Annotated in this window: 16 protein-coding genes; 12 read left to right on the top strand and 4 right to left on the bottom strand. The window is 48.9% G+C overall.

Annotated features, from left to right (window positions below; genetic code table 11):
- Positions 1-5: 5 nt before the first annotated feature.
- Positions 6-1,442, top strand: a complete 1,437-nt coding sequence (locus OL444_RS31530; protein ID WP_264726561.1) for a SusD/RagB family nutrient-binding outer membrane lipoprotein — start codon at positions 6-8, stop codon at positions 1,440-1,442.
- A gap of 45 nt (positions 1,443-1,487) precedes the next feature.
- Here OL444_RS31530 and OL444_RS31525 read toward each other — a convergent pair whose 3' ends face one another.
- A complete protein-coding gene (locus OL444_RS31525; protein ID WP_264726563.1) occupies positions 1,488-2,717 on the bottom strand; it encodes a glycoside hydrolase family 88/105 protein in 1,230 nt (409 codons plus the stop codon).
- Between the two features lie 185 nt (positions 2,718-2,902).
- Here OL444_RS31525 and OL444_RS31520 point away from each other — a divergent pair, with 185 nt between their 5' ends.
- Positions 2,903-3,529 (top strand): hypothetical protein, encoded by a 627-nt coding sequence (locus OL444_RS31520; protein ID WP_264726565.1) that lies wholly within the window; start codon positions 2,903-2,905, stop codon positions 3,527-3,529.
- 92 nt (positions 3,530-3,621) lie between these two features.
- On the opposite strand, the gene OL444_RS31515 is transcribed toward OL444_RS31520, so the two are convergent.
- The 3 genes from OL444_RS31515 to OL444_RS31505 form a co-directional block, all read right to left on the bottom strand.
- The gene (locus tag OL444_RS31515; RefSeq protein ID WP_264726567.1) at positions 3,622-4,407 is read right to left on the bottom strand and encodes an SDR family oxidoreductase; all 786 of its coding nucleotides are present in this window, start codon (positions 4,405-4,407) and stop codon (positions 3,622-3,624) included.
- A gap of 150 nt (positions 4,408-4,557) precedes the next feature.
- A complete protein-coding gene (locus tag OL444_RS31510; protein WP_264726569.1) occupies positions 4,558-5,682 on the bottom strand; it encodes an acyltransferase family protein in 1,125 nt (374 codons plus the stop codon).
- 111 nt (positions 5,683-5,793) lie between these two features.
- Positions 5,794-6,624, bottom strand: a complete 831-nt coding sequence (locus tag OL444_RS31505) for a YitT family protein (RefSeq protein WP_264726572.1) — start codon at positions 6,622-6,624, stop codon at positions 5,794-5,796.
- A gap of 552 nt (positions 6,625-7,176) precedes the next feature.
- Here OL444_RS31505 and OL444_RS31500 point away from each other — a divergent pair.
- The 10 genes from OL444_RS31500 to zwf all read left to right on the top strand — a co-directional run bounded on the left by OL444_RS31500 (position 7,177) and on the right by zwf (position 22,656).
- Positions 7,177-8,082, top strand: coding sequence for a hypothetical protein (locus tag OL444_RS31500; RefSeq protein ID WP_264726575.1), 906 nt, complete (start codon positions 7,177-7,179; stop codon positions 8,080-8,082).
- A gap of 115 nt (positions 8,083-8,197) precedes the next feature.
- Positions 8,198-11,473 (top strand): SusC/RagA family TonB-linked outer membrane protein, encoded by a 3,276-nt coding sequence (locus tag OL444_RS31495; RefSeq protein WP_264726577.1) that lies wholly within the window; start codon positions 8,198-8,200, stop codon positions 11,471-11,473.
- Positions 11,474-11,492: 19 nt separating this feature from the next.
- Positions 11,493-12,974, top strand: a complete 1,482-nt coding sequence (locus tag OL444_RS31490) for a SusD/RagB family nutrient-binding outer membrane lipoprotein (RefSeq protein ID WP_264752051.1) — start codon at positions 11,493-11,495, stop codon at positions 12,972-12,974.
- A gap of 11 nt (positions 12,975-12,985) precedes the next feature.
- A complete protein-coding gene (locus OL444_RS31485; RefSeq protein ID WP_264726581.1) occupies positions 12,986-14,545 on the top strand; it encodes a sulfatase-like hydrolase/transferase in 1,560 nt (519 codons plus the stop codon).
- A gap of 19 nt (positions 14,546-14,564) precedes the next feature.
- Positions 14,565-14,687: a hypothetical protein gene (locus tag OL444_RS31480; RefSeq protein WP_264726583.1), complete on the top strand. Its 123-nt coding sequence runs from the start codon at positions 14,565-14,567 to the stop codon at positions 14,685-14,687.
- 34 nt (positions 14,688-14,721) lie between these two features.
- A complete protein-coding gene (locus tag OL444_RS31475; RefSeq protein ID WP_264726585.1) occupies positions 14,722-15,627 on the top strand; it encodes a sterol desaturase family protein in 906 nt (301 codons plus the stop codon).
- Positions 15,628-15,858: 231 nt separating this feature from the next.
- Positions 15,859-16,704 carry an energy transducer TonB gene (locus OL444_RS31470; protein WP_264726587.1) on the top strand — a complete coding sequence of 282 codons (846 nt, stop codon included), beginning with the start codon at positions 15,859-15,861 and terminating at the stop codon, positions 16,702-16,704.
- Between the two features lie 239 nt (positions 16,705-16,943).
- Positions 16,944-19,523, top strand: coding sequence for a phosphoenolpyruvate carboxylase (locus OL444_RS31465; protein ID WP_264726590.1), 2,580 nt, complete (start codon positions 16,944-16,946; stop codon positions 19,521-19,523).
- A 178-nt stretch (positions 19,524-19,701) separates the two neighbouring features.
- Positions 19,702-21,120 carry an NADP-dependent phosphogluconate dehydrogenase gene (gene gnd, locus OL444_RS31460; protein WP_264726592.1) on the top strand — a complete coding sequence of 473 codons (1,419 nt, stop codon included), beginning with the start codon at positions 19,702-19,704 and terminating at the stop codon, positions 21,118-21,120.
- A 30-nt stretch (positions 21,121-21,150) separates the two neighbouring features.
- Complete coding sequence (gene zwf, locus OL444_RS31455) at positions 21,151-22,656, top strand: glucose-6-phosphate dehydrogenase (RefSeq protein ID WP_264726594.1); 1,506 nt, start codon at positions 21,151-21,153, stop codon at positions 22,654-22,656.
- Positions 22,657-22,658: the final 2 nt, after the last annotated feature.

The following is a 22,658-nucleotide window of genomic DNA, read 5'->3' as shown; positions in this document are numbered from 1 at the left end:
GAGATATGAGAAAGATATTATTAGCAGGTTTGATAGTGGGGATAGGCATCGTGTTAACCGGCTGTAAGAAAGAGCTGGAGCGGATCAATAAAAATCCGAATGAGCCGGTCACCGCACAACCTGATTACTTATTGAGCAATGGTATTAAAGCCAATGTAGATACTTACTGGGGTGAGAATGCAGCGATGGAAACCTCTTTACTGTATATCCAGTACTGGGCGAAGATTCAGTATCCGGATCCCGATCGTTATATTCCTGCTTCTTCCGCTATTCAAAGTATCTGGAGTAACTTTTATGCACAGGGAGTGCAGGATTTTACAACGCTCGCACAGCTGGGCGATAGCCTGCACCATCCTAATTACAAGGCGGTGGGCAACATCATGCGCTCCTGGATTTTTCAGGTATTAACCGATCTGTATGGCGACATTCCCTATACACAGGCTGCCAATATTGATCAATACCTGACACCGGTGTATGATCCGCAACAGGTAGTATATACAGGTATATTAACGGCATTGAAGGGCGCCTCCAAAGACATCACCTTAACGGGCAATCCTATTCTGGGAGATTCTTTGCTGAGAAGTAATATGCTGCGATGGAAAAAGTTTGCAAACGGATTACGGCTGCGGGTGGCCTTACGGATAGCTGACCGTGATTTTGCTACGGCCAAAGCTGTTTTTGAAGAGGTGGCCGCAGAAGGCAATGTATTACTGGAATCCGGCGACGAAGATGTGAAGCTGAATTACCTGACTTCACCCAATCAGAACCCGGTGGGCCGGAACCGGGAAACACGCAATGACTACCGGATCAGTAAAGCAGTGGTGGATAAACTGAAATCCCTGAACGACCCACGGTTAAGCATATACGCAGCATTGCCCCGGGATACCAATGTGATTATTGGTGTAACGAATGGGCTGACCGCCGATTCTGCTTCGCGCCTGGGTTTCTACAGAACATCGGATATTGGCGCCGCGTTTACCGCGAGCCAGTCACCCGCCTATCTGTTTACCTATGCAGAGCAACTGTTTATCCTGGCAGAAGCCGCGCAGCGGAATCTGATCAGCGGCAATGCCGCTGCGTTGTATGAAAATGCCGTGCGTGCAGCCTTTAAACAGTATGGTATCACCGGTCCGGCAGTAGATGCTTACCTCACGCAGCCGGCCGTGGTCTATGATGCGGCAGCATATAAACGGGTGATCGGTGAGCAGAAATGGCTGGCACTTTTCGGCGAAGGACTGGAGGCATTTGCAGAGTGGCGCCGGTTGGATTATCCACAGCTGAAACCTGCCTACACAGGCGTATTAAGCGGTGCGGTGAAGATACCCGTGCGGTTGTCGTATCCATCCAGCGAGCAGGCATTGAACGGGGCGAATTATAAAGCAGCAGTTTCCCGGCAGGGGCCGGACCTGCTCACAACAAAGCTTTGGTTTGATATCTATTAGTAATGGTTAATATCCTTACCGGGATTGCCCGGTAAGGATATTTGTTTAGGATTTTTTCCGGTATCGCATGATTTCTATACCGGCTTCAATGACCGGTCCCAATCCATGAAAATCGTTCAGCTCCGTAGGACGGTTATAATAAAAGGCAATATCTGCAGAGATGTTGGTGCCAATACATACATCTTTTAATTGCCCGTCTGCCTGTATTTTTTCTTTTACAATACCATCCCAGCCTCTTTCCGCAATCGTGATATAACGTTTATCGAGCCAGCCTTCGTTGACAGCGCGGGCAATGGCGTATACAAACATGGCCGTGCAGGAGGTTTCCGTATAGGAGTCGGTGCGGTCGAGTACCTGGTGAAACAGGCCGCTGGCAGATTGATAGGGAGCTACACCCAGGATTTGCCGGGTTAGTTCGGCGATGATTTCTTTTTTACCGGGATGATTATCCGGCAGGTTATTCAGCAGTTGTACCTTGGCCATCATGATCCAGCCATTGGCGCGGCCCCAGTGGGCTGGCCCCTGTCTTTTCAGGTCTTCATAATAATAGTGGGCATACAAGCCGGCTTTTTCATCCCACAGGTATTTGGTAAAATGATGTACCTGCGCAACGGCATCGTCGAAGAGGGCGGTGTTGCCCGTCAGCTTGCCGGCACGTGCAAGAAAGGGAATGCTCATATAGAGATCATCTCCCCAAATGGTCCACCGGAAAGGATTCGGCCGGCATAGGGTGCCATCCGGCAGGCGTTCCTGTACCTGGCTGATGTGGCGGATCACTTTATCGATATAGGTTTTATACACCGGGCGTTGAACGGTTTGGTATACATCGATCACGCTGGCGCCCATTGCACCGCAGTCGTCGAGTACCCGGGTGTGGATCAGTTGATTAAAAGGAAAGCCTTTGTATTTGATCCCCTTTTTACTGCGTGCTTCAAATACCTGGTAATTGTCGAAGGCAAAGGCAATATGTTGTTGGGCAAACTGGCTGTACTTCGCTTCATTCAGATAGCGGCCCAGGTCTGTCATGGCGATGTTCAGTACTCCGTTGGGATAATGCCAGCTGCTGAGTTGATCCGATATGCGGGCCTGCACATTGTCCGGGATGTCGGTGCTTTTACGGTAGGTTTGCTGGTTATCTCCTGTAAACGTAAACGCCGTGTGGGCGATCACATAATCCGCTACTTTTTTCACGATGGCGGCATCGTCGGGCGCTGGCTGTGCTATGGCGCCGGCGGCAAGGGTAAGGCCCAGGCATAGTGAGGTGAGTTTTTTCATATAGTAACCGTGGATTTATATAACAATATACCCTGTTTTTTCATTTGATGCAAACGATTGCATAAAAATTTACTTGGCTATTTATATAAAATATTTTAACTATGTATATAATTAAAAAGGAAACTTTTTAACTTAGTGGAGCCTTATTTCATTACTTACCTGCTACAGGTAACAGCAAAATAACTATGCAAAGGATATTACTATTGTTAGGCATGGCAGCCCTCACTGCCTGTCACGATAACAGCGTATCGTCGGATGAAAGGGATAACGTGGCCGTTGCAGCCCCCTCAGAAAATGTAAAACCGTTGATACCGGAAGAAGATTCTGTACAGGAACCACAACATGATGTCTCCTGGGAAAAGATCGAAGTCTTTCATTTTGCACAGGCGCTGATGAATAATAAAGTACCGTTGTTTACCAACCGGCAGCGGTTCCTGAAAGCTATCGGAGAGCCGGATAGCGTGGTGACGCCTGATTTTGACCACCTGTGTGCTACCCAGTTTGAAGAAGAGTTCCGTTATTTTTATAAGAACGGTTCCTGTTTCGAGTGGCATAAAGATTCTCTGGCATGCGAAGAGTTTGTGCTGACGCCGGGTAGTTTTATTACCTGTGATAAAAGAACTTTTACCAGTGAAACAACCTGGGAAGAGATCCGGAAGATATATCCGCAGGCCGTAAAACAGGCGGAAAATGAAGGCAGCGCACAAATGATTACCCTGCGGGATTCAGATGATCTGAGAAGTGATAGTGCTGTGCGTTTATTTTTTGAAGGAGGGAAACTGGTACGTATTGTCAATTTTATTCCCTGCTGAGGATACATACACCAGCTAAGAACGGGCTGGCCTATACGTTGTTATGATCGCCGGCGCCTTATTGCAGTCAATAAGGCGCCGGGAACCTTTATTTACATGACGGGCGTTTTGCCACCGTCTACAGCGGTGCTGGTGCCGGTAATATAAGCAGCAGCCGGACTGGCCAGAAATGCCGCCAGGGCTGCAATTTCACGTGCTTCTCCGAAGCGTTTCATCGGAATATCCTGCAACCATTCTTTTTCTACTTCCGCCGGACTCACATTCCGTGCGGCTGCGCTGCTGTTAAACAGGCTTTCCAATCTTGCCGTAGCAGTAGATCCGGGTAACACGTTATTCACCGTAATGCCATGTGGCGCCAGTTCAGTAGCCAGGGTTTTAGACCAGGCAGCTACGGCCCAGCGGGTGGTATTGGATACGCCCAGATTTTTCAGGGGAGCTTTTACAGAGGTAGACAGAATATTGATAATCCGGCCATAGCCGGTTTGTATCATGCCAGGGATGAGCGCCTGTGCCAGCAGCTGATTACATAGCAGGTGCTGGGAGAAGGCCGCGGTAAAAGCAGCGGTGGAGGCCTCCAGGATAGGACCTGCCGCCGGACCGCCGGTATTGTTGATCAGAATATGAACAGGAGTGGAAGCGGCTATTTGTGTGGCAATTTCCCCTACACGGGCCGCATCTGAAAAATCGGCCACTTCAAAACGGTGTTGTTGCCCGGTAGCCGTACTTAACTGCGCTACAGCGGCTTTCAGCCGGTCTGCATTCCGGGCAAGTAAGATACAATCGGCCCCTAATAAAGCCAGTTCAATTGCGATAGCCAGGCCAATTCCCTGTGAGCTGCCACACACCAGGGCTGTTTTTCCTTTCAATGATAGGTCCATAGTGATCTTTTTTGTCGTTACAATTTAAGGAATTGTACTTACGTCGTTGGGGAATGCCTGTTAATTTTCTGCACGGTCTATCCACAACAAAGTCCGGACAACCTGCCCGGACTTTGTCCTATTTTAATCACAGATGAAGGTGCGGGAATACTATACCCGGACGTATATTTTTTTCCTGTCCAGCACCAGACCTACTGTCCAGCAAAGGAGCATAAAGGCCAGGGAGAAGAGGAGAGACCCCAGTTTTCCGGGCGACAGTGGCTGGAAAATAGTATCGTTGATCCATTGATACAGCGAATCACCGTGTACCTGTATAAAATAAAACAGGATGGCCAGTACTTCTGACAGGAGATAAAGAAACAGGGGATTTTTGCCAAATATGGTGAAAAAACCCGTTCCTTTGGTGATGCCGGCAACATCTATAACCAGGATGAGCAATGCCAGTAACAGCAAATCGATGCCTACTGTCAGCAGCACATAGGAGCTGGTCCACAGTTTTTTATTGATCGGGAAAACAGTATTCCATGCATAGGCGAGTACTATCAGCACTACGCCGGCCAGGAGGAGGCGTTGCAGGCCCGCTGTTTTACGTCCTTGCTGCTGAATGAACAGTCCGGCGTAATAACCAGCTACCACGTTTACAACGGCAGGGAAAGTGCTTAGTATGCCTTCCGGGTCAAAGGGAAAACCTTCGCCACGATACAGGTGATTGTCTCCCAGGAGCAATTTATCAAGGGCGAGACCAGCATTACCATGAATACCATATTGATCGCCAGGCGTACCGGCATACCAGAGAATGGCCCAGTAACCCAGCAGGAATAAGGCGCTCACAGCTGCCACCCATTTGGTAGACAGGTAGCGGATCAGCAGCGACGCAATGCAATAACAGAGTGCAATACGCTGCAAGACTCCCGGTATACGGGTATGGCTGAAAGGCTTAAAAGAAAGGCCACCAGTTTCCGAATGCGCAACAAATGGAAACCAATACATCAGGTAGCCCAGTAAAAAGATAATCAGGGTACGTTTAAAAATTTTGGTCAGTGCGGCAGCATTACCCTGTTGTGCATATTTCTTCATGCTGAAGCTCATGGCATTGCCGACGGCAAAAAGAAAGGAGGGGAATACCAGGTCGGTGGGTGTCCAGCCATGCCATGCTGCGTGGTCCAGCGGCCAGTAAGTGCCACCCGTGCCGCCCGTGTTTACAATGATCATGAAACAAACAGTCATCCCCCGGAATACGTCCAGCGGCAGAAAACGTTGGGAGCTTTGTGTCATTTCCCTTAGATTATTGGTTGATAAAGATGGTAAGGAATGAAAATTGGCGTTTGAGTTGTCTACAATATAAACATCTATATTGCAAAATCCAAATACCTTTTTCAGAAAGGGTTATTTGGAGAAGCCTCTGCCCAGTACTTCATGTACTTCGTGGATCACTACGAAAGCTTCGGGATCTGCTTCCTGGACCAGTGATTTTAAGCGCATTAATTCCTGTTTGCCGATCACAACATACAATACTTCTTTCCGGGTGCCGGTATAGGCGCCATGTCCATGTAATACGGTAGCACCGCGTTTCATGTCGCCGGTAATTTTGGCGGCAATGTCGCTGGTATGTGCAGAGATAATAGTAATGGCTCTTTTGGTATTCAGACCATCTACGATATAGTCAACCGTTCTGGCGCCGATGTAAACCGCAATAAAGGTATACATGGTTTTCTCTATACCTATAATAAAAGAAGAGGCAGCAATCACCACAATATCAAAAATGAGCATGGCATTCCCCAGGCTCCAGCCGAAGTATTTGTTGAACAGCCGGGCTACAATAGCCGAACCGCCCGTTGTACCGCCGGAAAGAAATACCAGTCCAATGCCAATACCTACCAGCAGACCGGCAAAAATAGCAGCCAGTAAAGGGTTATTGGTGATAGGTACTAACGTATGTTCCGTGAGGTATAGAAACAGGGAACAAAAGATAATGCCCAGAACGGTATAGAACATCCCCCTTTTGTCCAGCAATTTATAACCGGTCACAATCAGGATCGCATTAATAATAAGGTTCGTGATGCCCGGCGACCAGCCCCAGTAGTAATAGGTCACAATGGTGATACCAATCACCCCGCCTTCAGATAATTTGTTGGGAATAGCCAGGTAGTTGATACCCACGGCAAAGATTAGTGCGCCAACAATGATGAGTAATATATTTTTCACATGCTCTTTCATGGCGCAAAAATAAGCAATATGAATAAGCTTCACGCGGAAAGGAATAGCTTTTACGTTAAGCTTTCGCAGTGGCGCTTCGGAAAGATTAAATTTTTTTTTAGTAATTGTTTGGAATTATTAAAAGTCGATGTATATTTGTCTACCAAATCAGTAGACTAATAACGTTTACCACCACCAAGGGAGTATATGGCAAAAGCTCCCGGCATCCTTTGAACCACCAGCAAGGTGCTGCTGCCAACATTCAAAAATTGTGTAAATAAAATACACTATGAAACGGCACACTCCAATATGTGGAATGCGTTCCCACACGCAACATTCAGTGGTGAAAACTACCTGTTCCCGTTACATATATACAGTGCACTACTGTTGTAGCTGCTGCTGTTAATGAAAGATCTTGCGTTCTGTAAGCTGTAAATAGAATGCCTGGTATGGCTTGCGGGGATGGTATGCTGCAAATTTATTGGTGGTAAATTTTTCAGTATCGTACCTACCCGCATCCTCCTGGCATCCCCGAAAACTCTTTTTTTGCTTTCCTCTGCCAAAAATCTAATCATGAAATTATTCATCCGATATATAACCATTACCATACTGCTGGCTGTTCCGGTTCTCCGATTGCAGGCCACAACCACTGTCAAGGACTCTATAACGGTGACGGGTACACGTTTTACGTTTCCCCTCGTGCAGCAGTGGATTACCCTGTTCCGGCAGGACAACCCGGGTATCGCCATCCGGCTGGTGGCCCCCCATGATGCCGCCGCCGCTCATGCCGATATCCATATTACCGCACAGCGCATTACCCCGGAAAACCGCCGCCAGCAGGATGTTTATATAGAGGTGGCCAGGTATGCGCTGCTGCCGGTAGCCAACAGTAAAAATGTATATGCCGGTCAGCCCCTGAAAGTGAAAACCCTGCGTTCCCTCTATTTTGAAGACCAGGAAACAGCGAAGAAAAATACGGCTGCCACAGCATCGGTAACGGTATACAACAGGCTGGAAAAATCCTGTGCACCGGTAACATTTGCTTCCTTCTATGGTGCCACTTTTGAATCCATCAAAGGAAAAAGTGTAGTGGGAGATGACCTGCATCTGCTGCATGCCGTACAGGAAGATCCCCAGGCTATCTCTTTTAATAATCCTGGTTTTATATACGACCTGCGCAGCCGCAAACCAGTCAGCAACATTGCCATCATTCCACTGGACCTGAATGACAACGGAAAACTGGATGCGGAAGAAAATTTCTATGATAACCTGGATGTGCTCATCCAGCGGCTGGAAACGGCTCCCCCGTCAGCTATTCCGGTAGAAGGCATCACCTTCATCTATGACCGGCAGCTGGAAAAAAACAAACCGGCGGCGAAAGCCTGGATACAATATGTGGTGGAGCAAGGGCAGCAGCAATTGCATGCCTATGGCTTCCTCAGACAAGACCAATCATTGGCCAGAGACACGAAGAAATAATCCGGAACCCGACGGAGCGTATTGTATTGTAACCACAAAAAATAACTGCGCCTTAGCGTAAACCCCTATGGCTGCCGGTAACGGCAATGCCTTTACGCCTGAAAACGCAAGTACCATGAATCTATCGTTTACACATATACGAAATATTATTACGCTGTTGTGCCTTTTGCCTTTGCTACTGGTCAGCCATAGCTTGTATGCACAGGTATTACTGAAAGGAAAGATCATTGATCTGCAAACACATCAGCCGCTGATTGGCGCCACCATCCGCTTCAAAAACGGTAGTGGAGGTACAATTACCGATGAAAACGGGAACTATAAACTCCAGTTCAAAGGCGCGTTGCCTCAAACAATACTGGTGGGTTTTGTTGGTTACCAACCCCGCGAACTGGAGATTTATGAAACACAGGTACAGGCTGAAATTGCACTGCGCACCCGGCAGTTACTGTCAGAAGTAGTAGTAACCGCAGTAGGTATCAAAAGTACTACCCGCTCTTTAGGATATAGTGTAGGGGAAGTAAAGGGCCAAACCCTTACAGACTCCCGCGAACCTAATGTGGTGGCAGCCCTCAGCGGCAAAGTGCCAGGCGTACAAATCAGTAACAGCGGCGGATCTCCCGGTGGCTCTGCTTCCGTACGTATCCGCGGCAACAGCTCCCTGCTGGGCAACAATGCCCCTTTATTCATCCTGGATGGCGTACCGGTAGATAACTCAGTACAGGACATCCTCGGTAACATTACCAACGCTTTATCCCTGGCTACTCCTTCCAACAGGGCCATCGATATCAACAGTGAAGATGTAGCCAGCCTGACTGTATTAAAAGGCCCTGCTGCGGCTGCACTGTATGGCATCCGCGCTGCCAACGGAGCCGTGATTATCAGTACCAAAAGAGGCAGCCAGCTTACCCACGATAAATGGCAGGTGAGTTATACCGGCAGCATCACCATGGATGAACGCAACAGACGGGTACAACCCCGGCAGCAAACCTTTACCAATGGATTGAACGGAACCTACATATTACCGGGCCTGCCTGGTTCTGATGAGAACTGGGGGGCCCTTATTGATACCCTTACCTATAGCAATATTCCCAGCCGGTTCGACAAAAACGGACAGATTGTCGGAAAAAGCCATCCGGCTTCCAATGGCCAGCCATTGAACCGGTACAACAATATTGATAACTTCTTTGTGAAAGGCTGGACACGCGACCATAACATCAGCGCGTACGGCCACACCGGCAACGCCGGATATTATTTATCCTACGGAAATCTCTATCAGACTGGTATCATACCCACCACCGATTTCTACCGGCAAACGGTGCGGTTGAATGTGGATTATGCAGTAACTGACCGGCTGAAGATAACAGGAGGTATCAACTACGTACAATCCGGAGCCAATAACCGTGCACTCATGGGCGGCTTCAATACCAACGTGGTACGTTCCCTGATTAACTCACCGGCGAACTTCGACATCACGAACGGGCATAGCGATGCCTGGCGGCAGGAAGATGCGTACAAACTGCCGCCTACTACTGCCAAACCCTGGGGTGATTCCCGCTCCTATGCCAACGGCAGGGGGTGGGATAACCCTTACTGGTCGCTCAACATGAATCCGCAAAAAGACCAGACCAACCGCTTTATCGGTTTCGCAGAAGCCAGTTATGAACTACGCAGCTGGCTGAGAGCTACTTTCCGTGCCGGTATAGATAATTATACGGATGTCCGTAAAGGCGGCTTCAGCAGAGGTTCCTCCGGCGTAGCTACCGGTACTATCAACGATGTGAATTACGGAAGAAGAGATATTAATACCGACTTTATCCTGTCTGCCCAACGGCAGCTCGGAAAAAATATAGGCCTCACCGTTATACTGGGACACAATTTCTACAACTCCTGGCGCAACCAGGTAAATACCCGCGGCGATGGATTGAATGTGCCCGGCAATTTTAATATTGCCAATGCGGCCACTTCTCTTACCTTTAATCAGACCATCCGGCGAAAGCTGGTAGCCGGTTACGGGGATATTAAACTGGATTATAAACAGTGGTTATTCCTGGAGCTGACAGGCCGCAACGAATGGACTTCCACCTTACCGCAGGGCCGTAATGCCTTCTTTTATCCTTCTGTAGGCAGCAGCCTGGTGTTTACGGAAGCGCTCCCGCTGAACTGGGGCGTGCTCAACTTCGGGAAGGTACGCGCTACCTTCGCAGAAGTAGGTAATGATGCAGATCCCTATGCTTTACAAACCTACTATAACCCTACCCGTTTATCCGGCTGGATACAAAGTAGTATCAGCTTCCCGTTCAATAATCAACCGGGTTTATCTTTAGGGAATCAGATAGGGGAGCTATCCGGTGTACTGGGTAATCCGGCATTGAAGCCGGAACGTATCCAGACCTGGGAAGTAGGCACGGAGCTGCATTTCTTCAAAAATAAAACCATCCTGGATGCGGTGTATTACCACAATACGAGCCGCGACCAGATCATTCCGGTATCCCTGCCAGCCAGTACGGGCGCGCTATATGATCTCCGCAATGCGGGCGTCATTGTCAACCGCGGTATTGAAGCCAGTCTGCAGCAGGAGGTGATTCGCCGCAAATACTTTGAATGGAATACGACCTTATTCTTTGCTAAAAATATCAGCAACATCGCCGCACTCGCAGAAGGCTTAAACAGTGTAAGTCTGGGAGGCGTATGGATGGAAGCCCGCGCCATGGTAGGACAGCCTTACGGCGTATTCTACGGGCTGGATGTGAAACGAAATGAACAAGGAGAAGTGCTGATCGATGATAACCCCACCGCAGGTGGTAAAGCCAACCCCAATTATGGTTATCCGATCGTGAATACGGCGTTTACCCGTATCGGTGACCCCAATCCTAAATTCAATGCCGGCTGGCGGAATGAGTTCAAGCTGGGCAATGTACAGCTGTCTTTCCTGCTGGATACCCGCTACGGATTCGATATTTTCAATGCCCCCCGGCTGCAGATGGTATTTAACGGCGTAGACCTGTCTACCGAAAACCGGGGCAGTACCACAGTGTTTGAAGGCATCACTGCCAGCAAGGGTACCCCCAATACTATTCCGGCTATATTAAGCCAGGACTGGTACCGCCGTACGTTCGATATACCCGGGCTGTATGTGGAAAAGAATCTCTACTGGATAAAACTGAAAGATATCAACCTGACTTACCGGTTGCCGGAACGGTGGACCCGCCCGGCACATATACAAAAAGCCAGTCTTACGCTTACCGGCCGCAATTTCCTGCTGGCTACCAACTATTCCGGCAGCGATCCGGACCTGGGTATGCGTAACGGGCTGTCTAATTTTTCGGGGATAGACTTCTGGACGACCCCCAACACACGCAGCTACGGCGCTGCAGTAAATATTGTTTTCTGATGATAACGGTAACGGATATATGAGATATTGCCAATATAAAATATGGTTACTAACGATGCTGTTGATTTCCGGTTGCAGGCTGGCGGATACTAATATCAATCCAAACGCTTCATCTGACGCACCAGTCAGCTCTTTACTGAGTGGAGCTGAAGTGGCGCTGTCATTTAGTTTGGGAGTTGATGCCGGCCTGATAACCAGTACAGTGATACAGCAGGCGAGTGGCGCGAATGGTGATGCCACTGCCAATGATAACTATACGGCCGGTCCCGGCAGATTTAATGCCGTATGGACTAATTTTTATTACAACTCCCTGGAAAATTTATACCTGTTAAAGCAGAAGGCACAACAACAAAATCTACCCTATTACACCGGCATCTCCCGGATCCTGCTGACGTACGGATTTGGGACACTGACGGATCTCTTCGGAGATATTCCCTACGCTCAGGCTTTGCAGCTGAGAGCACAAACGGCTCCTGTATATGACCCGCAGGAGCAGATCTATCAGGCCTTGCAGCTGCAGCTGGATACAGCTATACAGGAGTTATCACAGCCTGCCGCCAGCAATCAGGGGGCGCTGCCTGCCAGCGATGACCTCATCTTCAGCGGCGACCCCAAAAAATGGGTGGCGGCTGCCTGGACCTTAAAAGCCCGGTATGCCATACACCTCAGCAAACAGGATAAAATAAAAGCAGCCGGTAATGTATTGGCTGCGCTATATAACAACGGCAGCTGGCGCGGTATTGCTACCACCCGGCAGGATGCAGTACTGAATTTCGGTTCCGCTGCCACCAATGCCAATCCATTTTATCAACAGAATACGACCCGGCCGGGGTGGATAGGGCTGGGAGCCGCTTTCGTCAACCTGCTGAATGGTAACGGGGTGAAAGACACAGCTACGCAACCGGCAGCTGCATTGCCCGACCCGCGTCGCGCTTATTTTGCCACACCGTTTCCGGCAGGTTCGCCTGCCTATAGAGGAGGCATAGCAGGGGTGCCGGGCGCCTATTCCCTGATCGGATCTTATTTCGGCACAGCTACTTCGCCGGTGATTCTGCTCAGTTTTGCAGAGGCAAAGTTCCTGGAAGCGGAAGCCCGGTTGTTGATCAATCCGGCAGATCCTTTGGCGCAATCAGCGTTGAAAGAGGCGATCCGCGCTTCTTTTGAAAAGGTCATCACCAATGCGGAAGATACTTTCGCCACACCTGCCCGGCAACAGGCTTATATCCAGGCAAAAGCTACGCTTACCGGTACGCTGGCAACAGACCTGCAAACTGTGATCACGCAGAAATATATCGCCTTGTTTCTGCAGCCGGAAGCATGGACGGATTACAGAAGAACAGGTTATCCGGATATCCCGGCGGCACGTAATGCGACCCATGGATTTAATCCGAATGGCGCTATTCCGCGGCGGTTTCCATATCCGCAATCGGAGCAGTCGCTGAACAATCATACACCGGCCGGTTCCAATTACCAAACTCCCCGCCTGTGGTGGGATCAATAAAATCAAGGACGATGGTTTCATTTGCTACCTTTAAAACACCTTTATTGTTGCTGACGATGGCCACTGGTTTCATCACGGCAGCGGCTACACGGAGTAATCCGGCGGAGCATAAAAAAACACCTCCGAAAAGACGCCCCAATGTAATTGTGATACTGGCTGATGACCTGGGATACAGTGACTTGCATGCTTACGGCAATGAGGTTATTAAAACCCCGAATATAGACGCGTTGGGTAAAGCAGGCACCCGTTTTACCCATGCCTTCAGTACGGCTGCCATCTGCTCGCCTTCCCGGGCAGGATTGATGACAGGCCGTTACCAGCAGCGTTTCGGCTTTGAATACCTGGTGCCGCAGAATGGCGGACAGACAACCGCCGCGCAGCAACGGGCGTTGGCTGCCCGCCTGCAGAACAGGAATGGTACCATCGAAAAACTGGATATCAGTGAAGCGGAATTTGAGAAACTGCCGAAAGGACTGCCCGCTACAGAAATATCACTTGGTCAGCTGTTTCACGATCAGGGCTACAAAACCGCCATTATCGGTAAATGGCACCTGGGGGAAAAAGAAGGCTATTATCCACGGCAACGTGGCTTCGATTATCACTATGGTTTCTACAGTGGTTTAACCATGTATGCGCCTGAAAAAACACCGGGTGTGGTAGACTGGCACCTGCCCTGGGCAATGAGTGAAGTGGCCGCCTGGCATCGTAACGGGTCTAACCGCCTGGTGAGAAATAATGAAGATGTAAATGAACAGCAATACCTGACCGATAAACTGGCGGATGAAGCCATCCAATATATTACGGCCAATAAAGACCAGCCGTTTTTATTATACCTGCCTTTTAATGCACCGCATGATCCGTTCCAGGCAAAGCAGGAAGATTTTGACTTGTATCCGCAGGTGAAGGATACGACCAAAAGGGTGTACTACGGCATGATTACAGCGCTCGACAGAGCAGTAGGCCGTATCCGGCAACAGTTGAAAGCGTTGCACCTGGAAGACGAAACCATCCTGTTTTTTACCAGCGATAATGGGGGTGCTACCTACACCCGTGCTACCGATAATAAACCATTGAAAGGTGGAAAACTCTCCGATTTTGATGGCGGAATCCGTATCCCGTTTTATGTGGTGTATCCGGGTAAAGTGCCTGGTGGAAAAGAGTTCCGGCAGCCTGTGAGCAACCTGGACATCTACACCACTGCCGCCGCCGCCGCAGGCATTGCGTTGCCTAAAGAACGGGTGTACGATGGCGTAAACCTGCTGCCTTTTGTAGGCGCCCGGCAAACAGCTGCGCCTCATGAAGTATTATACTGGCGTAGCGGTTATTCAAAAGCCATACTGAAAGGAGATTATAAATTATATGTCAATGAAAGAAGTCGTCAGACCTTTCTGTACAATGTAAAAGAAGATATCGCAGAACAAAAAGATTTGTCTGCAACGTATCCGGATAAGCTGGCTGCACTGAAAGCTGACCTGGCGAAATGGGAAAGCCAGGTCAAACAGCCAGTCTGGCCCAACAGATATAGTTATGCATTGGAAGTGGATGGGGCACTTTATCCTTTCCCGATCTGATCACGCTTAAAAAAAATATATGACACGCCAGGATCTGTGGTTACTTATCAGGAAGTTTTTTGTCAGCGTGGGACTCTATCTGTTACCATTGCTGTTTGTGTGGGTGGCATTGCAGCTGTTGAAAGTATTTTATCATGCATAAACAAGACCGTGAAAATATATAAATAATCATTTTTATGGAGACGATTAAACTTGTTTTTACACATCTGAATGGCTGGGGATTAACGGCTATCCTGTTATTGACAGGGATACTGGAATTTTCCTTCGGGTTATACCGGAACTGGAAAGCAACAGATAAAGCAGTGGACCTGGCATCGATATTACTGGGGCGTTTAGTCATGCCCGCTATAGTGTCGTGGTTTGCGCTGACGTTGTTGCCGAATGTAATACCGCAGTTGCGGAATGTATTCAGCTGGGTGCCGTTGGGATGGGGTATACTGCTGCTGGCAGTATCAGATGACCTCACCCAATATTGGTATCATCGTTTGCATCATGAAGTGCCCTGGTTATGGAAGTTTCACCGTACCCATCATTCTGCGCCGTATATGGGAATGGCCATGGCCAGCCGCCAGAATTTTATATATACCGTATTGTTTCCGCAGATTTATGCCACCATCACCTTAACCTACCTGGGCCTGGGATTGCCGGCGCTGGTAGTAAGAGGTATCAAAGGTCTGATTACCACCATGGCGCATTCCAGTATCCGTTGGGATAAGCCATTGTATGAGCATAAATGGTTACATCTGGTAGCATGGGTATTGGAACGTACGATTTCTTTGCCGGCTACCCATCATGCACATCATGCGGCACACGACCGCGATGGAGTAGGACATTATCAGGGTAACTATGGCAATATGTTTTTCTTGTGGGATGTGATTTTCGGTACTGCTAAAATCACCCGGAAATATCCGGAGCAATATGGCCTGGAACATTACCAGGAAGAGGAGTGGTATGCACAGCTATTTTACCCGGTGTTTAAATCACGGAAGGAAGGCAGCGAACTGGCGGAAACGCCGGCGAAGCCTGTGGCGGTGACCCGCATACTGACAGAAGATATTACTCCGGAAGGAGTAGCCGTATAAATATACGTATCAACATTTTTCGGAAAGCCTAATCTATATTGAAGGAACCACTTGTTTTCAAGTAAGGTCCCCAGTGCCAGCAAGTCCCGACCCAGGTGTCGGGACTTCTTTTTTATATACGGTTGATTTCATATACCCATGATCGTTAGTTAACCATAGCCCGGAAAAAAAAGAAGAGAAATGTTTATGGAAAATATTTTCCATAAACATCTAATTAAAAAACAAATTGCTATGGACTCAACTACTCTCCGGAGGAATGATTTCCTCGATATTCTCTTTGAAGGAAGGAATAAAGATTATGGGGCCTATGAACTACGCAGCCGTTATGATAAACGGGTTCGGAATGCAATAATGGGCACCGCTTCCATCGTATTGGTCATCATAGGTGGCTATGTGCTGAATAATAAACTGATGGCTGCAGAAAATACCATGCGGCCTGTATTCATCGTCGACAAAATCATTCAGCTGGATGATATAAAAACGCCGGAACCAGAGCCGGTATTACCACCTCCGCCACAAACTGCTGCGTTACCGCCGGTGCAGGCGCCTACCATTGATTTTGCTAAACCGGTAGTAACGGCAGACGAAAACGTGTCGCCGGACGAGGAACCACCCAAGATGAAAGATGTAGTGGGTAAAGCCATTGGTTTTGAAAATACAGAGGGAGATATAAACGGGGTGGAAAATGGTGACCTGGCCGTGCATGGCGGCCATGATGTGGTGACTGCGCCGGTAACAAAAGTAGATGATACCAGGCCCGTAACCTTTGTGGAAATAATGCCGGAGTTTCCCGGTGGTGAATTGGAGTTAGGCAAATATTTGGGACGTAACACCCGGTATCCGGGCATGGCACAGGAAAACGGTATTGGTGGTACTGTATTCGTACAGTTTGTTGTGAACCGGGATGGTAGTATTACGGATGTGAAAACAACGGGACAGGTAAAGGGTGGTGGCCTGGAAGAAGAAGCGATCAGAGTGGTGCGCAGTATGCCGAAATGGAGACCCGGCCGCCAGAATGGACAAAATGTGGCTGTGTTTTTTAATCTCCCGATAAGATTTAATCTGCAGGGAGAATAATCTCCCTATACCTATCCCCTAAAGTTTCGCCGTTTAATCCTGATGCAGGTCCCGGTTCGCTTCGGCAACCGGGACTATTTTTTATAGTAATTGTTTTAGATATTATTCAAAGATTTCATGTTTGTGTAAAAAAATAATCAAAAAATAAAGCGATTAATATATAAACAACTAATCGGAATAATTATTAATTTAACGGCCGCTTAGTTCTCTTCTTCAGCACTATAAATGGATATTTTAGTATGGAAGCGCCGGTTAATAATTCATTGCAACAGTTTAAAAACCTTGTTGGTACAAAGTTTCAGCTGTATAATAGCCTCTTTACCTCATTGCCTTTTCACAGGGTAGAAAAAACAGGTATCTTTCTTTCCCTCTTTCTCCTGCATTGTGAAGAAGGTTATGCCAAAGGTGGCAGTCCCCAGGAAATTACAGATGCTTTTTTTGAACAGTATACGACGATTCGCGATGAACAACAGCGGACAGACCTGTTATTCCGCTTTGTACAGTATGCAGAAAGACAGGTAGTCCTGTTTGATGCCCTGGAAGATGCGGCGTTCCGCCACATCCGCGATTTACAGGGTACCGGTACCTTACGGCACCTGCAGTCAGAGGTAGTACAGGAACAGGTACAGGACAAATTAAAGCAGAAGCTGGAAGACTTTTCCGTAAGGCTGGTGCTGACCGCGCATCCTACGCAGTTTTATCCGGGAGAAGTACTGGGTATTATCAATGATCTCTCCAAAGCCCTGATTGAAGACAACACCGCGGAGGTGAATATGTACCTGCAACAGCTGGGCAAAACACCTTTCTTCAAAAAAGAAAAACCTACGCCATACGATGAAGCGATTAGCCTGGTATGGTTCCTGGAAAATATTTTCTATCAGGCCGCCGGCCGTATCCTCAGCTTTATCCGGGCACAGTTCCCGGGGGCTATCGGCAGCGATAATGCCGTGATCCGCATGGGATTCTGGCCTGGTGGAGACCGCGACGGTAACCCGTTCGTAACAGCGCCTACCACCATCGCGGTAGCTGCTGCGCTACGATCGGCCGTCATGAAATGTTATTTCCGGGAAGTCCGGAACCTGCGCCGCCGCCTTACTTTCAAAGGTGTGGCCAACGAAGTGGCCGGCCTGGAAGCGAAGTTGTCACGGAACCTTTTCGTACCGGGGCATACCGCTGATATCAGCCGACAGGAAATACTGGATACGCTGTCGGCTATACGAAATACAATAATTACAGAACACAACGGCCTATTTGTACACCTGGTAGATAACCTGATCAGCAAAGTAGAAGTGTTCGGCTTATTCTTTGCCTCCCTGGATATCCGCCAGGATAGCTCCATACATGCGGCCGTACTGGAAAACGTGGCAGCAAAAACCAATGCATTGCCCAAAGACTATGCATCGCTGAACGATGAGGCGAAGATCGAAGCCCTGCTGCAGATAAAGGCCGCGATAGATCCGGCGCTGCTGGAGAACCCATTGCATGAAGACACCCTGCAGACGGTAAGCGCTATCCGGCAGATACAGGCCGAGAACGGAGAGGAGGGGTGTAGCCGGTATATCATCAGCCACAGCACCAGCGTGCTGAATGTGCTGGAAGTATATGGCATCTTCCTGCTGGGCGGCTGGAAAAAAGAAGACATCTCTGTGGATATTGTACCGCTCTTTGAAACCATCGATGACTTACGGCATGCTGGCCGGGTAATGGAAGCATTGTACCGCCATCCGGAGTATCATGCGCACCTGCGTCGCCGGCAGTTTAAACAAACCATCATGCTGGGTTTCTCCGACGGTACCAAAGACGGTGGTTACCTGATGGCCAACTGGAGTATCTACAAAGCCAAAGAAGAACTGACGGCCATCTCCAAAAAATACGATATCAAAGTAGTGTTTTTTGATGGCCGGGGTGGCCCTCCGGCCCGTGGCGGTGGAAAAACACACCAGTTCTATGCTTCCATGGGCAGAAACATTGCCAATAAAGAAATACAGCAAACCATTCAGGGTCAAACCATCAGCTCTAACTTTGGGACCGTGGATGCGGCGCAGTTCAATATGGAACAGCTGATACATGCGGGTATCAGCAACGAATTGTTTTCCTCCAGGGAGGTCACCCTGTCCGCAGAAGAGGAGAATCTGCTGGAGTCATTGGCAGATGCGGGCTATCAGGCTTATAATAAGTTGAAGAATCATCCTTATTTTCTGGCCTACCTGGATCATGCCAGCCCGCTGCGCTACTATGCGGAAGCCAATATCGGCAGCCGCCCGAGCAAGCGGAATGCATCTGCCAAACTGAATCTCAACGATCTCCGGGCAGTACCTTATGTAGGCGCCTGGAGTCAGCTGAAACAGAATGTACCCGGCTATTATGGGGTAGGCAGTGCCTTACAGCAGCTGGAAACCCAGGGTAAATGGAGTGCTTTGCAGCATTTGTACCAGCATTCCCTGTTTTTCCGCACGCTCCTGGACAACTGTGAAATGGCGATGAAAAAAAGTTATTTCCCGCTGACAGCCTACCTGGCCAAACATCCGCAGTACGGAGAAGTATGGCAGATGATTTATGCGGAGTTTGAACTGACCAGAAAATACCTGCTCCGCCTGAGCGGAGAATCGGAACTGATGGCCGCCAGCCCGATAGACCAGCTGTCTATCCAGATGCGGGAGCGTATTGTACTGCCGCTGTTAACCGTACAGCAATATGCACTGACTAAAATCCGGGAACTGGATGCACAACCCGGAAACGGGCATGGCAGAGAAACCTATGAGAAGCTGATCATGCGGTGTTCTTTCGGTATTATCAATGCCGGCCGTAATTCTGCGTAACATACCGGTGCCGGCCCGATAGCCGGCGATAACAGATAAGGGCATACTGCCATGAAGCCGACGAAGTGACATACACTGCTGGCCTTCATGGCAGTAGCTGCTTGCTTTCTGCTTTTTGAAACCTGGATTTCCAAATTCTTCCCTACTTTTACATCTCCTTAAGTAATTACACTTCAATATGGCAAACAGCTTATATGATTTTGGAATGATTGGCCTGGGCGTAATGGGTAGAAACCTGTTACTCAACATGGCGGATCATGGCTTTTCCGTTATTGGCTTTGATAAAGACGCAGCCAAGACCGGCGCATTGGAAACAGCCGCTACAGCGGGTACTACTGTTAAAGGCGTAGCAGAGCTGGCCGCTATGGTACAGTTACTGGAACGTCCGCGCAAACTGATGATGCTGGTGCCGGCAGGACAACCGGTGGATGACGTAATTGCTTCCCTGTTGCCGCTGCTGGAGCAGGGCGATGTGGTAATTGATGGAGGCAACTCCCACTACACCGACACCTTACGCCGGGTAAAACAACTCCGCGAAAGTGGTATCCACTTTATGGGTATTGGTGTTTCCGGTGGTGAACAGGGTGCCCGTACCGGCCCGAGTATTATGCCGGGTGGCGACGAAGCCGCTTATGCAAAGGTGCGTCCGATGCTGGAAGCCATTGCTGCCAAAGTGAAAGAAACTCCCTGTGTAGCTTACCTGGGTAAGGAAGGCGCCGGGCACTATGTGAAAATGGTGCATAACGGGATTGAATATGCGATTATGCAACTGATCAGTGAAAGCTATACCCTGTTGCAGAAAGGTGCCGGACTGAATAACGATCAGCTGCACGAAATATTCAAAAACTGGAATCAGGGCGCTTTACAATCCTTCCTGGTAGAAATTACCGCAGATATATTCCTGCAACAGGACGATAAATCAGACAAACGACTGGTAGATGTGATTTCCGATAAGGCCGGTTCCAAAGGTACCGGTAAATGGACTTCCCAGGATGCCATGGAACTGCCGGTAGCCGTACCCGTTATAGATACCGCCGTAGCCATGCGTACCCTGTCCGGATACAAAGAGCAGCGCGAAAAAGCCGCTACGTTGTATACTGCACCGGAAACCACGATACATACGGAAACCGAACAGTGGACCAAACAGGTACACGACGCGTTGTATTTTGCTACCATCCTGAGCTATGCACAGGGCCTGGCCATGTTGCACGAAGCTTCCCGCGATCTGCAGATGGATATTCCGTTACCGGAAGTGGTGAAGGTATGGAGAGGCGGATGTATTATCCGTTCTACCCTGCTGGAAGTATTCACACAGGCGTATCAGCAGGATGCAGGGTTGCCTAATATCCTGCTGGATAAAGGCGTAGCTTACCTCGTACAATCCGTAGTGGACAATACCCGCAGCGTTATTGCGCAGGCAGCACAGGCAGGTTTGCCCGTAGCCGGCTTTATGTCAGCATTATCTTATTTTGATGCTTTCCGTACCGGTCGTATGGCAACGAACCTGATCCAGGCACAGCGTGATTATTTTGGCGCACATACTTACCAACGTATCGATATGCCCGGCACATTCCACACAGAATGGCAGCAACATTAAAATAGTGAATGTTCATCTTCAATTAAATATATGCAGATCCATAAACGCCCACCTGCTTCCATCCTCTTTATTTTCGGAGGTAGCGGCGATTTAAACTACCGGAAACTAACGCCTGCGTTATACAATCTTTTTTTAGATGAGTGGATGCCTGAGCAGTTTGCTATTGCAGGTTTAGGCAGAAGCCCGTACACCGACGAAGATTACCATAAGCACCTGCTGGAAGGTATCAGTAAATTTTCCCGTCGGAAAGGAGAGCAAAATGGTCACTGGAAGGATTTTAGTCAGCATGTATCCTATCTGCAGCTGGATGCGGAAGATGCAGCTGCCTACAGCAAAATAACCGACCTGGTAAAACAGAAAGAAGAAGAGTGGGGCGTACATCCCAATGTGATTTTTTACCTGGCGGTAGCGCCGCAGCTGGTGCCTAACATTGCTACCAGACTGGGTGCGCTGAACCTGTGCAGCGACAAGCATTGCACCCGCATCGTGATCGAAAAACCATTCGGCCATGACCTGAAAAGTGCACATGACCTGAATGAACTGCTGGCACAACGGTTTACCGAAGAACAAATTTACCGGATAGACCACTATCTGGGTAAGGAAACCATCCAGAACATCCTGGCTTTCCGTTTCGCGAATGCCCTGTTTGAACCGGTATGGAACCGTAACTTCATCGATAATATCCAGATTACAGCCGCAGAAAGTGTGGGCCTGGAAGGCCGGGGTGGCTACTACGAAAGAGCCGGCGCCCTGCGCGATATGGTGCAGAACCACATTCTCCAGATCCTGTGCATGATAGGTATGGAAGCTCCGGTATCTTTTGATGCCAATGAGATCCGCAATAAAAAAGTGGATGTGCTCAATGCTATCCGCCGTATTACGCCTGAAAACGTACATGAATATGCCGTACGCGGACAATATTCTTCCGGCTGGATGAAGGGCGATAAAGTACCTGGCTACCGCGAGGAAAAAGGAATAGATCCGAAATCCAACATCGAGACCTACGCCGCCGTAAAATTCTTCATCGACAACTGGCGCTGGCAGGGCGTACCTTTCTATGTACGTACCGGTAAATACCTGCACCAGAAAGCGACCAACATCATCATCACCTTTAAAGAAGCGCCTCCTTATGCGTTCCCGATGGAATCCGCACAGACATGGCGTCCTAACAGGCTTACGATCAGCATACAGCCGGAAATGGATATCCGTATCCGCTTCCAGGCCAAACGTCCCGGACAAACCATGACACTGGATCCGGTAGACATGACCTTTAACTACGATGCCGCCAATGGCGAACACGCACCGGAAGCATACGAAACCTTACTGCTCGATGTAATGGAAGGTGATGCTACCTTGTTCATGCGTGGCGACCAGGTAGATGCTGCGTGGAAAGTGATCATGCCGATCCTGGATACCTGGGAATCCCGTACACCGCAGGATTTCCCGAACTATGCACCGGATTCCTGGGGCCCCGATGATGCAGATGCACTCGTAGCCCGTGATGGTCATACCTGGATTAATTTACCATCTAAATAAAA

Origin of the sequence: Chitinophaga nivalis (genome assembly GCF_025989125.1) — a bacterium.
Classification (GTDB): Bacteria; Bacteroidota; Bacteroidia; order Chitinophagales; family Chitinophagaceae; genus Chitinophaga; species Chitinophaga nivalis.
The sequence above is the reverse complement of the archived record's forward strand: the minus strand, read 5'-3'. Positions and strand labels throughout refer to the sequence as shown.

Coding starts and splice junctions, on each gene's coding strand:
- OL444_RS31530 (WP_264726561.1), top strand. CDS start 6: ATGAGAAAGATATTATTAGCAGGTTTGATAGTGGGGATAGGCATCGTG.
- OL444_RS31525 (WP_264726563.1), bottom strand. CDS start 2,717: ATGAAAAAACTCACCTCACTATGCCTGGGCCTTACCCTTGCCGCCGGC.
- OL444_RS31520 (WP_264726565.1), top strand. CDS start 2,903: ATGCAAAGGATATTACTATTGTTAGGCATGGCAGCCCTCACTGCCTGT.
- OL444_RS31515 (WP_264726567.1), bottom strand. CDS start 4,407: ATGGACCTATCATTGAAAGGAAAAACAGCCCTGGTGTGTGGCAGCTCA.
- OL444_RS31510 (WP_264726569.1), bottom strand. CDS start 5,682: ATGACACAAAGCTCCCAACGTTTTCTGCCGCTGGACGTATTCCGGGGG.
- OL444_RS31505 (WP_264726572.1), bottom strand. CDS start 6,624: ATGAAAGAGCATGTGAAAAATATATTACTCATCATTGTTGGCGCACTA.
- OL444_RS31500 (WP_264726575.1), top strand. CDS start 7,177: ATGAAATTATTCATCCGATATATAACCATTACCATACTGCTGGCTGTT.
- OL444_RS31495 (WP_264726577.1), top strand. CDS start 8,198: ATGAATCTATCGTTTACACATATACGAAATATTATTACGCTGTTGTGC.
- OL444_RS31490 (WP_264752051.1), top strand. CDS start 11,493: ATGAGATATTGCCAATATAAAATATGGTTACTAACGATGCTGTTGATT.
- OL444_RS31485 (WP_264726581.1), top strand. CDS start 12,986: ATGGTTTCATTTGCTACCTTTAAAACACCTTTATTGTTGCTGACGATG.
- OL444_RS31480 (WP_264726583.1), top strand. CDS start 14,565: ATGACACGCCAGGATCTGTGGTTACTTATCAGGAAGTTTTTTGTCAGC.
- OL444_RS31475 (WP_264726585.1), top strand. CDS start 14,722: ATGGAGACGATTAAACTTGTTTTTACACATCTGAATGGCTGGGGATTA.
- OL444_RS31470 (WP_264726587.1), top strand. CDS start 15,859: ATGGACTCAACTACTCTCCGGAGGAATGATTTCCTCGATATTCTCTTT.
- OL444_RS31465 (WP_264726590.1), top strand. CDS start 16,944: ATGGAAGCGCCGGTTAATAATTCATTGCAACAGTTTAAAAACCTTGTT.
- gnd (WP_264726592.1), top strand. CDS start 19,702: ATGGCAAACAGCTTATATGATTTTGGAATGATTGGCCTGGGCGTAATG.
- zwf (WP_264726594.1), top strand. CDS start 21,151: ATGCAGATCCATAAACGCCCACCTGCTTCCATCCTCTTTATTTTCGGA.